The sequence below is a fragment of the Enterobacter cloacae complex sp. 382A5 genome, assembly GCF_050031095.1.
In the GTDB taxonomy this organism is placed as follows: domain Bacteria; phylum Pseudomonadota; class Gammaproteobacteria; order Enterobacterales; family Enterobacteriaceae; genus Enterobacter; species Enterobacter cloacae.
In genome coordinates this window covers 821,538-837,404 of sequence record NZ_JBLGVK010000001.1, presented here as the reverse complement: position 1 = coordinate 837,404, position 15,867 = coordinate 821,538, and the positions used below count along the sequence as shown (strand labels likewise).

The window sequence follows — 15,867 nt, the reverse complement described above, 5'->3', positions numbered from 1 at the left end:
TTGGCTGCATAGCAAGCAGGAAGCGGCCCTACGAGAATTAAGGGTTTAAGAAATAACCAGGAGAAAACGAAGGGTTAATCAGAATTAAAACGAGGGTTAATAAAATGGGGAAAACGGGTAAAAAAATCCCCCCTTTCGGGGGGACCTTGAACGGTTAGTTACCGCCGAACATATCTCTAATCCAGCCCGCGACACCGTCGCTGTCTTTCTTCTCGTTCTGCTGCTGCGGCTGTTGTTGCTGCTGCGGCTGCTGAGGCTGAGAAGACTGGTCGAACGGGTTGCCCGTCGGCTGCTCTGGCTGGCTCTGCTGGCACAGGGAGTCCGGGTTGGTGGTCCAGACAGGCAAGGTACGCATACCGCCGCCACAGACAAAGTTTCCGGAACTGTCCACGCCCATATCCACGATATCCTCCGGTGCAACCAGGTTTAGCGGCACCGGAGACTGATTCGCCAGATAACGCTGGTAAATCGACATCGCCCCGCTCGCACCATACAGTTTGGTTGGCTGGTTGTTGTCGCGGCCCACCCAGGTGATCACCACTTCACGACCATCGATACCGGCAAACCAGGTATCGACGTTGTTGTTGGTCGTCCCGGTTTTGCCCGCCAGATGCAGGCCCGGATACTTCGCCCCCAGCTGACGGCCGGTACCACGCTGCACAACCTGCTGCATCGTCCACAGCGTCATGTAGGCTGCCTGCGCCGGAACGGCGCGTTCCGCCTGCGGGAAGCTCTGATACAGCACGGAGCCATCTTCGGCAATCACCGAGCGCAGGGCTGACAGCGGTGCACGGTTACCACCGCTGGCAATGGTCTGGAACGCCTGTGCCACTTCGATTGGCGTCAGGTTTAACGCCCCCAGGATCATGGCTGGTACAGGGTGCAGCTGATCTTTAGCGACGCCCAGTTTCTGCCAGGTGTCAACTATCGCAGGCAGACCCAGTGCCATCCCAAGGTTTACCGTCGGCACGTTCATGGAGCGGGTCAACGCATCCACCAGCATTACCTGGCCGCTGAACTGTTTATCATCGTTCTGCGGTGACCAGACCTGGCCGTTAGGCTGACGCAGGGAGATCGGCGCGTCGGCAATCCAGGTATTCAGGCGATACAGATTTGGCTGGCTCAGGGCAGTGAGATAGGTTGCTGGTTTCGCCAGTGAACCGATCGAACGACGCGCCTGCATAGCACGGTTGTAACCTGCAAACTGCGGCTCAGCCCCGCCCACCATCGCACGGACTTCACCCGTGTTACGGTCAACCACCACCATCGCGGTTTCCAGATCGCTCAGCTTACGCTGTTTCTTCAGCGCTGGAATACCCTCAACGGCCGCTTTTTCTGCCGCATCCTGCGCCACGGAGTCAAAGGTGGTAAAGATCTTCACGCCGGAGAGATCTTTCACTTTATCACCGAGCTTGCTCTGCAGCTCCTGACGCACCAGCTGCATAAACGCAGGCTGAGGCGAAATCACACCGCCGCGCGGCTGCACGCCAAGCGGACGTGCGCTCAGCATGTCGTACAGCTCCTGGTCAATCACCTGCTGTTGTTGCAGCAGACGCAACACGAGGTTACGACGCTCCAGCGCCAGTTTCGGGTTACGCCACGGGTTATAGATGGACGCCCCTTTAACCATACCCACCAGCAGCGCCTGCTGGTCCAGGCTCAGCTCTTCCACCGGACGGCCAAAGTAGTACAGGCTCGCCAGCGGGAAACCGCGGATTTCGTTATCACCGCTCTGACCGAGATAGACCTCGTTCATATACAGCTCAAGGATACGATCCTTGCTGTAACGCGCATCCATCAGCACGGCCATGTACGCTTCGTTGGCTTTACGCCAGTAAGAGCGCTCGCTGGAGAGGAACAGGTTCTTCACCAGCTGCTGGGTAAGCGTACTTGCCCCCTGTACCGTACGGCCCGCCGTCAGGTTGGCCAGCACCGCACGACCAATGGAGTAGAGGCTGATACCATCGTGCTCATAGAAGTGACGGTCTTCGGTTGCCAGCAGCGTGTCCACCAGCAGGTCCGGGAAACCGTTACGGGCGACGAACAGACGCTGTTCACCATTCGCCGAAGAGAGCATGGTGATAAGACGCGGATCGAGACGGAAGAAACCGAACTGGCGGTTGTTATCCATGTTCTCGATGGTTTCCAGACGATCGCCGTCAAAGGTCAGACGCGCACGCACCTGCCCCTCTTTGCTGTCCGGGAAATCGAACGGACGACGGATCATCTCAATGCTTTTCGCCTGCACGGTAAATTCGCCAGGACGCGTCATTTTCGACACCTGACGATACTGGGTGGCCTCCAGCAGTTTCACCATCTCGTTCTTACTGATCGACATGTCAGGCTCAAGGTTTACCATGCGGCCATACACTGCCGCAGGCAATTGCCAGACTTTTCCGTCGATACGGCTGCGGATCTTCTGATCCAGATAAACGCCGTAGATCGCCATCAGTACAACAAAAACAATGAACAGCTTCAGCAGCAGCCAGAACCAGCCGCGTTTACCCCGAGGCTTACGCCCTTTGCCTTTTCCTTTACGCGGCATCGGTTCTTCATCCTCATAATCGTCTTCATAGTCATCGTCATAGTCCTCATCTCTGAGGCGACGACGGCTCACCTTTTCTTTGGCCGGACGCGTTGGTTTTCCCTTACGCCCAATTGGCTCGCGGTCATTCCCCGCCATGCTTTTTCTCCGCAACGTTCAGGCGCAAAGGCCCGATTCTCATTTCTTCCACTGACCTGTGAAAGAAGAAATCTCTCAAAATTGCTTTTCTCCCTCTCCCTGTGGGAGAGGGTCGGGGTGAGGGCATCAGGCCGCACTCCCCTTTACGAATATTTCTTCGTCCGCCGTGTCGGTGCCGTATTCGCCGGATCGTCCGGCCAGACATGTTTGGGATAACGCCCTTTCATCTCTTTTTGCACTTCACGGTAGCTCCCCGCCCAGAATGCGCCCAGATCGCGGGTAATCTGCAGCGGGCGATGCGCAGGTGACAACAGCTCAAGCACCACGGGCACGCGCCCTTCGGCAATGGATGGCGTGGTCGCCTCGCCAAACATCTCCTGCATCCGTACCGCCAGCGCCGGTGGATTATCCTCGTGATAACGAATGGCAATCCGGCTGCCGGTCGGCACAGTGTAATGCCCTGGCAGTTCACTATCCAGACGTTGACGTAACGACCAGTCGAGTAAATTCTGTAACGCGACCTTAACATCAAGCGCTTTTAACGCCCGCAGCGAGTGTACACCGCTCATTTGCGGCAGGAGCCAGGTTTCCAGCGACGCAAGTAACGAGTCATCATCCACCGCCGGCCAGACATACTCCGGCAACCAGCGCGCGGCACAGTGCAGACGAATACGGTACTGTTCGGCCTCCGGGGTCCAGTTCAGAACACCTAAACCTTTTTCGCGAATACCGTTCAGCATTGCCTGGTGCAACTCCTCTTCCGATGGCTTTGCCAGCGGCTTCGTCCCCAGGGTCAGTTTACCTATCTGGCTACGACGAAATGCCTTCAGGGTACCCTGCGCATCATCCCACTCGACGATGTCGGACTGCTGAAGCAGCTGCGGACATGCGCGCGTGAGGGCATCAATATCCACAGCCACGGCCTGCAAAATTCGGGCATCGGGCGAGTGACTACCCTGCAACAAGAGCGGCGCAATCAGCCATTCATGGCGCGTCAGGGCGTCATCGCTGTTCAGCATCGCACCCATGCCGTTTGCCAGCTGGTAGCGTCCATCCAGCCCGCGACGACGCGCAATCCTGTCGGCAAATGCCTGCGCCAGGAGAGGCGCAATGCTGTCAGCGTCCGGCGTACCACCACGACTGTTAAGCCGTTTACAGAGCTGCTGCGCGCGCTGCTGCCAGTTCCCCTGATTACGTGAAAAGGCCTGCACCAGATCGCAATTTGCACCACGAGGCGGCTCCTCAAGGATAGCCGCCAGTTTCGCCGCCGTGGCAATTTCATCATCCCCCTGAGCGGCCACCAGCATCGCCGCCAGCCGGGGATCGTTACCCAGCGCGGCCATTTTCTGCCCACGTGATGATAGCCTTTCGCCGTCCAGCGCCCCGAGCTGGGTCAGCAACGCGCGCGCCGCCGCCAGGTTTACCGCGGGAGGCGCATTGAGCCAGGTTAACTGCGCGGGATCGGGGCAGCCCCACTGCAACAGTTCCATGATCAGCCCCGAAAGATCGCTTTGTAAAATTTCCGGCGTGCTCTGCACAGCCGCGCGTTCGGCCTGTTCTGCGCTGATGAGATGTAAACAGATGCCCGGCTCAAGACGCCCGGCACGGCCAGCTCGCTGAACCATCGACGCCTGGCTGATGCGTTGCGTCAGCAGCTTTGTCAGCCCGGTGCGCGGGTCAAAACTGGCTACTCTCTCCTGGGCGCTGTCCACCACCAGGCGAATGCCTTCAATGGTCAGACTGGTTTCGGCAATATTGGTGGCCAGTACCACTTTACGCTGCCCCGTCGGCGCGGGAAGGATGGCCTTGCGCTGGTCACTCAACGACAGTGCGCCGTAGAGCGGGCAGAGCAATACGTCGCTGCCCACGCGGGCGGCGAGCTGCTCCTGCACCCGCTGGATTTCGCCAACGCCCGGCAAAAACAGCAGCAGCGAACCGGATTCCTGACGAAGCAAATCAGCCGTGGCGATCGCCACCGCTTCATCGAAACGCTGATGGGCAGGAAGCGGCTGATAGCGGCGCTCAACCGGAAACGCGCGCCCTTCGGAGGTGATGACCGGCGCATCCGGTAACGTCTGCTGTAGCCGCTCGTTATCCAGCGTGGCCGACATGATGAGTAGTCGGAGATCGTCCCGTAACCCCTGCTGGACGTCCAGCAACAGCGCCAGCGCCAGATCCGCCTGCAGGCTGCGCTCGTGGAACTCATCCAGAATCACCAGCCCGATGCCGGACAGTTCCGGATCGTTTTGCAGCATACGGGTGAGGATCCCTTCGGTCACCACTTCAAGCCGCGTGGACGGGCCGACGCAGGTTTCGGCGCGCATACGGTAGCCTACCGTCTCGCCCGGTTTTTCATTTAGCAGTTCCGCCAGGCGCTGCGCCACGTTGCGCGCGGCCAGCCTGCGCGGCTCCAGCAGGATAATCTTCCCGCTGATAATGCCTGCGTTGAGAATGTGCAGCGGTAGCCAGGTGGATTTACCGGCACCCGTAGGGGCGTTAAGTAAAACCTGCGGGGCATCCTGCAAGGCAGCGAGCAGTTCAGGAAGGACGACGGCGACCGGCAATGAGGACACTAACAGCTCCAGAGGGTTAACATTAGTCGGCGTACATTGTAGCATCGGCGCATATCATTACCGAGTCCCCTGTATGTCTGAGTCGAAACGACTGTTTTTCGCCATTGAGCTGCCCGCACCGATCCAACGGCAAATTGTTCGCTGGCGCGCCGAACATTTCCCGCCCGAAGCGGGCCGCCCGGTTGCTGCGGCAAACCTCCACCTGACGCTGGCTTTTCTGGGCGAGGTCAGCGGCGAGAAACAGCGCGCCCTGGCGGCGATGGCCGGTCGGATTTCCCAGCCGGGATTTACGCTGACCCTTGACGATGCGGGGCAGTGGCTCCGCTCCCGCGTCGTCTGGCTGGGCACGCGCCAGCCGCCGCGCGGATTATTACAGCTTGCAAATATGCTGCGCGCCCAGGCGGCACGTAGCGGCTGTTACCAGAGTCCGCAGCCGTTTCATCCTCACATTACGCTACTGCGCGATGCCGGTCAGGCCGTTGCTATCCCGCCACCGGGCTTTCACTGGGCCTTTCCGGTGACCTCTTTCGCGCTGTACGAATCTGTTTTTTCACAAGGACGCACCCGCTATACGCCGCTCCAGCGCTGGACGCTGGGCGATACCCTAAGGAATTCTGATGAAGTTTAGTCCTGCACTGCAACACGCCACGCTTATTCAACGCTACAAGCGTTTTCTCGCTGATGTCGTCACCCCCGAGGGAGAGCCGTTAACGCTGCACTGCCCCAATACCGGGGCAATGACGGGATGTGCGACACCGGGTGACACGGTCTGGTATTCCACTTCAGAAAATACTAAACGCAAATATCCTCACACCTGGGAAATGACGCAAACCCAACAAGGGGCTTTTATTTGCGTAAACACCCTGCGCGCGAATCAATTAGTTAAGGAGGCTCTGACGAACGGAACCCTTCCCGAACTGGTGGGTTATGGCACCCATAAATCTGAAGTGAAATATGGCGATGAAGGCAGCAGAATTGACTTTATGTTACAGGCGGAAGACCGTCCCGAGTGCTATATTGAAGTCAAATCAGTCACGTTAGCGGATCAGGAAAATGGCTATTTCCCGGATGCAGTCACGCTACGGGGACAAAAGCATCTGCGGGAGCTGATGAGTGTTGCGGCGGCGGGCAAACGCGCCGTACTGCTGTTTGCGGTTTTGCACTCAGCCATTGAACGGTTTTCTCCAGCCCGCCATATTGATCTCAAATACGCGCAATTGTTGAATGAGGCACAAAAGCAGGGGGTAGAGGTTTTGGCTTATAAAGCGGAACTTTCTGCCGATAATATGACTCTGAGATCCTCTCTTCCCATTGTCTTATAAGGGAATAGACGATTGATGAATAAGTGTTCTGGCCGCGTGCGCAAATACGCTTTTCCTCACAGGCTTGTCAAGTGTTACGTTTAGATAATTGCCATACGGAAAAGCATCTGCTATTTATAGCGACCTGATTTTTCCCCCAACACGGGGATCGATAGTGCGTGTTAAGGAGAAGCAACATGCAAGAAGGGCAAAACCGTAAAACATCGTCCCTGAGTATTCTCGCCATCGCTGGGGTGGAGCCGTATCAAGAGAAACCGGGCGAAGAGTATATGAATGAAGCCCAGCTGTCGCACTTCAAGCGTATTCTTGAAGCATGGCGTAATCAACTCAGGGATGAAGTCGATCGCACCGTTAGTCATATGCAGGATGAAGCGGCTAACTTCCCGGATCCGGTAGACCGTGCCGCTCAGGAAGAAGAGTTCAGCCTTGAACTGCGTAACCGTGACCGCGAGCGCAAACTGATCAAAAAGATCGAAAAAACGCTGAAGAAGGTCGAGGACGAAGATTTTGGCTACTGCGAATCCTGTGGTGTTGAAATTGGCATTCGTCGCCTGGAAGCGCGTCCGACCGCCGATCTGTGCATCGACTGTAAAACGCTGGCAGAAATCCGCGAAAAACAGATGGCGGGTTAATCCCGGTCCTGTTTACCCACTCCAAAGGCGGGAGTCTCTCCCGCCTTATTACTGTTGATATGTCTGAATCTCACTATATCGGGCGCTTCGCGCCATCCCCCTCCGGTGAATTACATTTCGGCTCGTTAATTGCCGCTCTCGGCAGCTACCTGCAGGCCCACGCACGCCTGGGTAAATGGCTCGTCCGCATTGAAGATATTGATCCTCCACGTGAAGTTCCCGGTGCAGCAGACACCATTCTGCGTCAGCTGGAACATTACGGTCTTCACTGGGACGGCGAAGTTGTCTGGCAATCAACACGTCGCGACGCCTACCGGGAACGTCTGGCCTGGCTCGCGGAGCAGGGGCTGTCCTATAACTGCACCTGCACCCGCGCGCGCATACAGAGCGTGGGGGGCGTCTATGACGGCCACTGCCGCACGCTCAACCACGGCCCGGAAAACGCCGCCGTTCGTCTGATCCAGCGTGCCCCTGTGCTCCACTTTAACGACCTGCTCTCTGGCGACATTCATGCGGATGAACGGCTGGCGCGGGAGGATTTTATTATCCACCGCCGTGACGGGCTGTTTGCCTATAACCTGGCGGTGGTGGTGGATGACCACTTTCAGGGCGTTACCGAAATTGTGCGCGGAGCCGATCTGGTTGAACCTACGGTGCGGCAAATAGCGTTGTATCACCAGTTTGGCTGGACGGCGCCGGATTACATTCATCTGCCGCTGGCCGTCAACGAGCGGGGCGATAAGCTGTCGAAGCAAAACCACGCCCCCGCCCTGCCAGATGGCGATCCACGCCCCGTTTTGATCGACGCGTTACGATTTCTCAACCAGAATGTAACCAAAGAATGGCAGGATCTTTCCATTGACGAATTGCTGAAACAGGCCGTTGCCACCTGGTCGCTCACGAGCGTGCCAAAAATCCAGCATTCTCAAATGCGTTGCGCTGAGCTATGATTAGCCGCTTTTTTCATAACAAAACACACTACGAGGTGTACCATTTTTACCCGAGTCGCTAATTTTTGCCGTAAAGTGCTAAGCCGCGAAGAGAGCATGGCGAATGACGCTATTGCGCAACCACAGATGTCGGTTATCCCGCGTGAGCAGCACAATATTTCCCGCAAAGATATCAGTGAAAATGCCCTCAAGGTGCTCTATCGTCTGAATAAAGCGGGCTACGAGGCCTATCTCGTTGGCGGTGGAGTACGTGATTTACTGCTGGGCAAAAAACCCAAAGATTTCGACGTGACGACCAGCGCCACGCCCGAACAGGTGCGTAAATTATTCCGCAATTGCCGTCTCGTTGGCCGCCGTTTCCGTCTGGCACACGTCATGTTTGGGCCGGAAATTATTGAGGTGGCGACGTTCCGTGGTCACCACGAAGCGGGCGCATCCGATCGCACAACTTCCCAGCGCGGCCAGAACGGTATGCTACTGCGCGACAACATCTTCGGTTCTATCGAAGAAGATGCCCAGCGTCGCGATTTCACCATCAACAGCCTTTACTACAGCGTGGCGGATTTCACCGTGCGTGATTACGTCGGCGGCATGCAGGATCTGAAAGAGGGCCTGATTCGCCTGATCGGCACGCCGGAAACCCGGTATCGCGAAGATCCGGTGCGGATGCTGCGCGCCGTGCGTTTCGCCGCCAAGCTGGATATGCGCATCAGCCCGGAGACGGCAGAGCCGATCCCGCGTCTGGCGACGCTTATCAATGACGTACCGCCAGCCCGCCTGTTCGAAGAAGCGCTCAAACTGCTGCAAGCCGGTCACGGATTTGCCACCTATAACCTGCTGCGCGAATACAACCTTTTCCAGCCGTTATTCCCGTCCATTACCCGCTACTTCACCGAAAATGGTGACAGCCCAATGGAACGCATGATTGCGCAGGTGCTGAAGAATACCGACACCCGTATCCGCAACGATATGCGCGTGAACCCGGCGTTCCTGTTTGCGGCGATGTTCTGGTATCCGCTGCTGGAAACGGCTCAGCGTATTACCCAGGAAAGCGGCCTCGCCTATTATGACGCTTTCGCCCTGGCGGCAAACGACGTACTGGACGAAGGCTGCCGTACGCTGGCCATTCCGAAACGTATTACCACGCTGGTGCGTGATATCTGGCAGCTTCAGCTGCGTATGTCCCGTCGTCAGGGCAAACGCGCCTGGAAGCTGATGGAGCATCCTAAGTTCCGCGCGGCCTTTGATCTGCTCTCTCTGCGTGCTGAAATTGAACGCAACCAGGAGTTGCAGCGTCTGGCGCAGTGGTGGGCCGAGTTCCAGGTCTCCGCACCGCCGGAGCAGAAAGATATGCTCACTGGCCTTGATGAAGAGCCGGCGCCGCGTCGTCGTCACCGTCGTCCGCGCAAGCGCGCACCGCGTCGCGAAGGCACGGCATGACCCTCGCGTATATCGCTATCGGCAGCAATCTGGCCTCTCCTCTGGAGCAGGTTAATGCTGCCGTTCAGGCGCTGGGTGAGATCCCCCAGAGCCGCATTGTGGCGATCTCCTCGTTTTACCGTACACCGCCGCTCGGCCCGCAGGATCAGCCTGATTACCTGAATGCCGCCGTGGTGCTGGACACCGCACTGGATGCCGAAACGTTGCTTGATAACACCCAGCGCATTGAGCTGCAACAGGGTCGCGTGCGTAAAGCAGAGCGCTGGGGGCCACGTACCCTTGACCTCGACATCATGCTGTTTGGTAATGAGGTGATTAACACTTCACGCCTGACGGTGCCGCATTACGACATGAAAAATCGCGGATTTATGCTCTGGCCGCTGTTTGAAGTCGCCCCCGATCTCACCTTCCCGGACGGCATCCCGCTCAGGGAGATCCTGGACAACCTCCACGCAGAAAAACCCGCTCGCTGGTAAGCCTGTGCCCCCGCGCATTAGCCACAAAATAATTGTGGCTAATAGACGACCTAAAATCATTGTTCCCTCGAATGTTACTGTTAGAATGCGCAAAGATTCGCTTTGGGTTATCAGGAAACAGTATGAAACCAACCACCATCTCCTTACTGCAGAAATGCAAACAGGAAAAGAGACGCTTCGCCACCATCACCGCATATGACTACAGCTTCGCCAAACTGTTTGCCGAAGAGGGGATCAACGTCATGCTGGTCGGGGACTCGTTAGGGATGACGGTACAAGGACATGACTCTACCCTGCCGGTCACGGTCGAGGATATTGCTTACCACACCCGAGCCGTGCGCCGTGGTGCACCTGCCTGCCTTCTGCTTTCCGATCTGCCGTTTATGGCCTACGCCACGCCGGAGCAGGCTTTCGACAATGCGGCGGCCGTGATGCGCGCCGGTGCTAATATGGTCAAAATCGAAGGCGGCGCCTGGCTGGTGGAGACGGTAAGAATGCTCACCGAACGCGCCGTGCCGGTGTGCGGACATTTGGGCCTCACACCACAGTCCGTCAATATCTTTGGCGGTTACAAGGTGCAGGGCCGCGGTGATGCCGCGCAGGCGCTGTTTGACGATGCCCTCGCGCTGGAAGCGGCGGGCGCACAGCTGCTGGTGCTGGAATGTGTACCGGTTGAGCTGGCAAAACGCATCACCGACGCGCTGTCTATTCCGGTCATCGGGATTGGGGCTGGCAACGTGACCGACGGTCAGATTCTGGTGATGCACGACGCCTTTGGCATCACCGGCGGCCATATCCCGAAATTCGCCAAAAATTTCCTTACTGAAGCGGGCGACATGCGCGCCGCGGTCAGGCAGTATATTGCCGACGTCGAATCCGGTGTTTACCCGGGTGAAGAACACAGTTTCCATTAAGGAGTCTCGTTGTGCTAATCATTGAAACCCTGCCGCTGCTTCGCCAGCATATTCGCCGTGCACGACAGGAAGGTAAACGTATCGCACTGGTCCCGACCATGGGTAACCTGCATGACGGCCATATGAAACTGGTCGACGAAGCGAAAGCCCGTGCAGATATCGTGGTGGTCAGTATCTTCGTTAATCCGATGCAGTTTGACCGCGCGGACGACCTGGCGCGCTATCCTCGTACGCTGCAGGAAGATTGCGAGAAGCTGAAAAAGCGCCATGCGGACTTCGTCTTTGCGCCGGCACCTGCAGATGTCTACCCTCAGGGTACGGAAGAGTCCACGTACGTTGATGTCCCGGGCATTTCGACCATGCTCGAAGGGGCCAGCCGTCCAGGCCACTTCCGCGGCGTGTCCACCATCGTCAGCAAGCTGTTCAATCTGGTGCAGCCGGACGTTGCCTGCTTTGGTGAGAAAGATTTCCAGCAGCTGGCGCTGATCCGTAAGATGGTTGCCGACATGGGTTATGATATCGAGATCGTGGGCGTGCCGATTGTACGCGCCAAAGACGGTCTGGCGCTCAGCTCCCGTAACGGTTATCTGACCGCTGACCAGCGTAAGATTGCCCCAGGATTAAGCAAAGTCATGAATAGCATGGCAGAGCAACTGTTGGCGAAAGAGTTGACCGCCGAAGAGATCGTGGCCCTGGCTGAACAAGCGCTGAACGATAAAGGCTTCCGCGCTGACGATATTCAAATCCGTGATGCTGACACGCTGCTTGAGTTAACCGACGCCAGCAAGCGCGCGGTTATTCTGGTGGCTGCATGGCTCGGCCAGGCGCGCCTTATCGACAACAAAGTGGTTGAACTGGCATAACCTTCTTACCCTCCCCTCTTACAGGAGGGGTTAACGCATGATTAAAGGTACACGTAATGATTCGCAAAATGCTGCAAGGTAAGCTTCACCGTGTGAAAGTCACGCAGGCCGACCTGCACTATGAAGGCTCCTGCGCGATCGATCAGGATTTTCTCGACGCGGCGGGTATTCTTGAAAACGAAGCGATTGATATCTGGAACGTGAACAACGGCAAACGCTTCTCCACCTACGCGATTGCCGCAGAGCGCGGGTCTAAGATTATCTCCGTTAACGGTGCCGCCGCGCACTGTGCAGACGTAGGGGATATTGTGATCATCGCGAGCTTCGTCATGATGTCCGACGAAGAGGCGCGCCGCTGGCAGCCTAAAGTCGCCTATTTTGAAGGCGACAACGAGATGAAACGCACCGCAAAGGCGATTCCGGTACAGGTTGCCTAAGCATTACCCCTGCGGCTGGTTGCTGATCAGCCGCGACATAGTCTCCAGCGAATCCGTTCTTAAGATGTACAGGCGTTTCAGTAAGAACGGATTATCCCCCGGCTTGACCTTCCCTTTTACCGTTGTCACTGCGAGGTGAAAACCGGCGTCATTCGCGGCTTTTATGGCTTTATTGTCATAGCCACCAAACGGATAAGAGAGATACAGCACGCGCGGGTTAAACTGCGCCAGCGCCCGGCGCGAGCGTTCGAAATCAAACAAAATCACGTGGTAGCTGCGGCTCAGTAGAATCGGGTGCTTGTTACCATCCACGCGGTGCAGGAAGTGCGTGTGGGACTGAATATCAAACACGTCCTGGATGCCCTTCAGCTCCTGAACGCTCATAAACTGCAGTGATTTCGGATCCCACTTCTGCGGATGCCGCTTAATGCGGGATGAGATGATAAACGCCGTGGCGTTAAACCCGTACTCTTTCAGAATCGGGTAAGCATAGCGGCTTACGGATTTCAGTCCGTCATCAAACGTGATCACTACCGATTTGGCCGGCAGGTTCAGTTTGTTACGTACATACCCTTCCAGCTGATACATTGTCAGGGTGGTATACCCCTGGTCACGCAGCCAGGCCATCTGGTTATTGAACGCGCGCACGCTGGTGGTAGTAGAGGTATGCCGGAAGCGCGTGTTCTCTTCATCACGCAGAATATGATGGTAGGTCAGCACCGGGAGGCCATTATCTTCCTGCGCGTCCAGGCTGCTGATCCATGCCAGTCGGTTGCCGATACGGATCTGGTACCACGTCTGGTTTAAGCGGTCTTTGAGTTTGCTTAAAACCGGATACCGAAGATTGGCGCTCAGCGTACCGAATGGCGCACTGCCGCTGGACGGCGCGTTGTAGACCGGTGTGTCTTTCCAGGTGATCAGGTTTTGATTACTGAGCGGCTTATTAAGATCGCCAAGGCTGTCCTCAACGCGCTGCTTTCCCTGCACCTGCTCCAGATGGCCTTTATCGATAAATCCCGTCCCGAAGCCGAAGCGAAACTCGTAATAATCCGCAGCGGTAGGCACAACGGCAAGGATCTGTCCGGCCCTGACATGGCCGACGTTAACGACCTCGTTTCCCACCTGCGCCCAGATAGCCGCATCTTCAGTGGTTTGCATGTACTGGGCTGGAAGACCTTGCTGACTTAATAAACTGGCTGATGCCCCGCCAGAGAGAACCAGCAGGCACAGGAACAAAATACGCGTGAACATGTATGTGATATCGGTACGAATAAACTGGTGCCATTGTAACAAATGCACCATCAATACCAATGTTTAATTCTTATACAGGTCGTGAAGAAGAACGAAGGGGGGATTTTTCTGCTGCTGATGCCACAGGCTGCTGACGCCCGGCTCACCCTGCGCCACGATGGCATCGCGAAACTCTGCGCTGCTTAATAATTCACGCCGTGGATACATTAACTCAAGCAGGGGAAGATCAATACCGGAGATCACTTCGCAGCAGTCGTGTTTGTGGCTCAACAAAGCGGCCGCGCGATACGGCGCTGCGCCAGATTTATCGGTGAGAAAGATAACGCCTTCGCCAGTGTCGGTTTCATGCAGGGCATCACACATCATCCGGCTCAGCATGTTGGTGCTCAGACCTTGCCAGTAATTCACCGCACGACACTGCGCCAGTGGACCAAACCTGGCTTCAAGCTTTATCAACATCTCCTGCGCCTGTTCATCGTGGCAGGTAATGACCCATCCCAGCATAACTCTCTCCTTAGCAGGCGAGTAGTTTAGCGAAGTGAAGATTAGCTTACGGTGATAACAGTCAAAGAAAAGGCCCGGCAACCAGAAAGTCACCGGGCGGAAGGTTAGCTGCGCAGTCCGCGTCCGCGCTGGATTAAGTACCAGCACAGCAGGTAGAAGGCGACGATAAACACCACCAGCACCGCAACGGTAGTGAACAGCGGTACGTCAGTAATGCCGAGGAAGCCGAAGCGGAAACCGCTGATCATGTAGACAATCGGGTTCAGGTGCGACAACGCCTGCCAGAACGGCGGCAGCAGCGTTAGGGAATAAAACACCCCACCCAGATAGGTCAGCGGCGTCAGCACAAAGGTCGGGATCAGGCTGATATCGTCAAACGTTTTGGCAAACACCGCGTTCAGCAGACCGGCAAGCGAAAACAGGATCGCCGTCAACAGCAGCGTCAGCCCCACGAACAGCCAGGAGTGCACCTGGAACGGCACGAAGAACAAGGAGATAGCCGTCACCAGGATCCCGACGCACAGGCCGCGCGCCACACCACCGCCAACGTAACCCGCGATGATTACATGCGTTGGCACCGGTGCCACCAGCAGCTCCTCAATGTTGCGCTGGAACTTAGCGCTAAAGAAAGACGAAGCCACGTTGGCGTAAGCGTTAGTGATCACCGCCATCATGATCAAACCCGGAACGATAAACTGCATATAGGTAAAGCCATGCATCTCACCAATGCGGGAACCAATCAGATTACCGAAGATGATGAAATAGAGCGTCATGGTGATCACCGGCGGCACCAGGGTTTGTACCCAGATGCGCATAAAGCGGTTAATCTCTTTCGCCCAGATGCTTTTCAGCGCGACCCAATAAAGATGCGTCATGCCTTGTCTCCTTGTTTATCCTGCACCAGAGAGACAAACAGCTCTTCCAGTCGGTTCGCTTTGTTACGCATACTTAAAACCTGAATGCCCTGGGCACTCAGCTGGGAGAAGACGCTGTTAATGCCCTGCTCCCGCAATACTTCCACCTCCAGCGTGGAGGTGTCGACCAGGCGATACTGGTACCCTTCAAGCTTCGGCAGCGCGCTTTTTGCCGCCAGATCCAGAATGAACGTTTCTGATTTGAGCTTCGAGAGCAGATCCTTCATTGAGGTGTTTTCCACCAGCTCGCCGTTCTGAATGATGCCGATGTTGCGGCACAGCATTTCCGCTTCTTCAAGGTAGTGCGTCGTCAAAATAATGGTGGTGCCTTTGTCGTTGAGATCTTTCAGGAACCCCCACATTGAGCGACGAAGCTCAATATCTACCCCGGCGGTGGGCTCGTCGAGGATCAACAGTTTTGGCTCATGCATCAGCGCACGGGCAATCATCAGACGGCGCTTCATGCCGCCAGACAGCATACGCGCACGTTCGTTACGTTTTTCCCATAGATCAAGCTGCTTCAGGTACTTTTCGCTGCGAGCTAACGCTTCTTTTCGCTCAACGCCGTAGTAGCCCGCCTGGTTGACGACGATCTGCTGCACCGTCTCAAACGGGTTGAAGTTGAACTCCTGCGGTACCAGACCGAGCTGACGTTTGGCGTTGACCACATCTTTTTGCAGATCGTAGCCAAACACGCAGACCCGGCCAGAGGTCTTATTGACCAGCGAGCTGATAATGCCGATGGTCGTCGATTTCCCCGCGCCGTTCGGCCCCAGAAGCGCATAGAAATCCCCCGCTTCTACTTTGAGATCTATCCCGCGTAGCGCCTGAACGCCGCCCGGATAGGTTTTTTTAAGCTGCTCAAGCTCCAGTGCAATCGCCATGAATTAAACTTACCTTAGGTTCTG

At 56.4% G+C, this 15,867-nt stretch carries 15 protein-coding genes; 9 read left to right on the top strand and 6 right to left on the bottom strand.

From position 1 onward, the window contains the following. Positions 1-154: 154 nt before the first annotated feature. Together mrcB and hrpB are read right to left on the bottom strand one after the other, a co-directional pair. Entirely contained in the window at positions 155-2,683 is a 2,529-nt protein-coding gene (gene mrcB, locus ACQG2G_RS03945) for a bifunctional glycosyl transferase/transpeptidase (RefSeq protein WP_038981237.1), read from the bottom strand. Between the two features lie 143 nt (positions 2,684-2,826). Next, positions 2,827-5,256, bottom strand: a complete 2,430-nt coding sequence (gene hrpB, locus ACQG2G_RS03940) for an ATP-dependent helicase HrpB (protein ID WP_262816786.1) — start codon at positions 5,254-5,256, stop codon at positions 2,827-2,829. 73 nt (positions 5,257-5,329) lie between these two features. Between hrpB and thpR the strand changes: the two genes are divergently transcribed. The 9 genes from thpR to panD all read left to right on the top strand — a co-directional run bounded on the left by thpR (position 5,330) and on the right by panD (position 12,290). After that, positions 5,330-5,884: an RNA 2',3'-cyclic phosphodiesterase gene (gene thpR, locus ACQG2G_RS03935; RefSeq protein ID WP_094916187.1), complete on the top strand. Its 555-nt coding sequence runs from the start codon at positions 5,330-5,332 to the stop codon at positions 5,882-5,884. Then, positions 5,874-6,578, top strand: coding sequence for a DNA/RNA nuclease SfsA (gene sfsA, locus ACQG2G_RS03930; protein ID WP_013095633.1), 705 nt, complete (start codon positions 5,874-5,876; stop codon positions 6,576-6,578). Before thpR ends, sfsA begins: the two co-directional genes overlap by 11 nt. A gap of 176 nt (positions 6,579-6,754) precedes the next feature. Next, on the top strand, positions 6,755-7,210 hold the full coding sequence (gene dksA / locus ACQG2G_RS03925; protein WP_013095632.1) for an RNA polymerase-binding protein DksA: 456 nt from the start codon (positions 6,755-6,757) through the stop codon (positions 7,208-7,210). A gap of 59 nt (positions 7,211-7,269) precedes the next feature. Next, complete coding sequence (gene gluQRS / locus ACQG2G_RS03920; protein WP_248766780.1) at positions 7,270-8,160, top strand: tRNA glutamyl-Q(34) synthetase GluQRS; 891 nt, start codon at positions 7,270-7,272, stop codon at positions 8,158-8,160. A gap of 42 nt (positions 8,161-8,202) precedes the next feature. Continuing rightward, positions 8,203-9,600 (top strand): polynucleotide adenylyltransferase PcnB, encoded by a 1,398-nt coding sequence (pcnB, locus tag ACQG2G_RS03915; RefSeq protein WP_072193776.1) that lies wholly within the window; start codon positions 8,203-8,205, stop codon positions 9,598-9,600. Next, positions 9,597-10,076 carry a 2-amino-4-hydroxy-6-hydroxymethyldihydropteridine diphosphokinase gene (gene folK, locus ACQG2G_RS03910; protein WP_047352019.1) on the top strand — a complete coding sequence of 160 codons (480 nt, stop codon included), beginning with the start codon at positions 9,597-9,599 and terminating at the stop codon, positions 10,074-10,076. The genes pcnB and folK overlap by 4 nt, the downstream gene beginning before the upstream one ends. 122 nt (positions 10,077-10,198) lie before the next feature. After that, positions 10,199-10,990, top strand: coding sequence for a 3-methyl-2-oxobutanoate hydroxymethyltransferase (panB, locus tag ACQG2G_RS03905; protein ID WP_013095628.1), 792 nt, complete (start codon positions 10,199-10,201; stop codon positions 10,988-10,990). Between the two features lie 11 nt (positions 10,991-11,001). Further along, positions 11,002-11,853, top strand: a complete 852-nt coding sequence (panC, locus tag ACQG2G_RS03900) for a pantoate--beta-alanine ligase (RefSeq protein ID WP_029883635.1) — start codon at positions 11,002-11,004, stop codon at positions 11,851-11,853. Between the two features lie 56 nt (positions 11,854-11,909). Then, positions 11,910-12,290, top strand: a complete 381-nt coding sequence (panD, locus tag ACQG2G_RS03895) for an aspartate 1-decarboxylase (RefSeq protein ID WP_003856284.1) — start codon at positions 11,910-11,912, stop codon at positions 12,288-12,290. A 3-nt stretch (positions 12,291-12,293) separates the two neighbouring features. Here panD and ACQG2G_RS03890 read toward each other — a convergent pair whose 3' ends face one another. From ACQG2G_RS03890 to ACQG2G_RS03875, 4 genes are all read right to left on the bottom strand, one after another. Next, a complete protein-coding gene (locus ACQG2G_RS03890) occupies positions 12,294-13,541 on the bottom strand; it encodes a polysaccharide deacetylase family protein (RefSeq protein ID WP_029883642.1) in 1,248 nt (415 codons plus the stop codon). A gap of 63 nt (positions 13,542-13,604) precedes the next feature. Further along, on the bottom strand, positions 13,605-14,045 hold the full coding sequence (locus ACQG2G_RS03885; RefSeq protein ID WP_013095618.1) for a PTS sugar transporter subunit IIA: 441 nt from the start codon (positions 14,043-14,045) through the stop codon (positions 13,605-13,607). A gap of 104 nt (positions 14,046-14,149) precedes the next feature. After that, positions 14,150-14,920, bottom strand: a complete 771-nt coding sequence (locus ACQG2G_RS03880) for an ABC transporter permease (RefSeq protein WP_013095617.1) — start codon at positions 14,918-14,920, stop codon at positions 14,150-14,152. Further along, positions 14,917-15,843: an ABC transporter ATP-binding protein gene (locus ACQG2G_RS03875; protein ID WP_013095616.1), complete on the bottom strand. Its 927-nt coding sequence runs from the start codon at positions 15,841-15,843 to the stop codon at positions 14,917-14,919. Before ACQG2G_RS03875 ends, ACQG2G_RS03880 begins: the two co-directional genes overlap by 4 nt. Positions 15,844-15,867 lie beyond the last annotated feature (24 nt).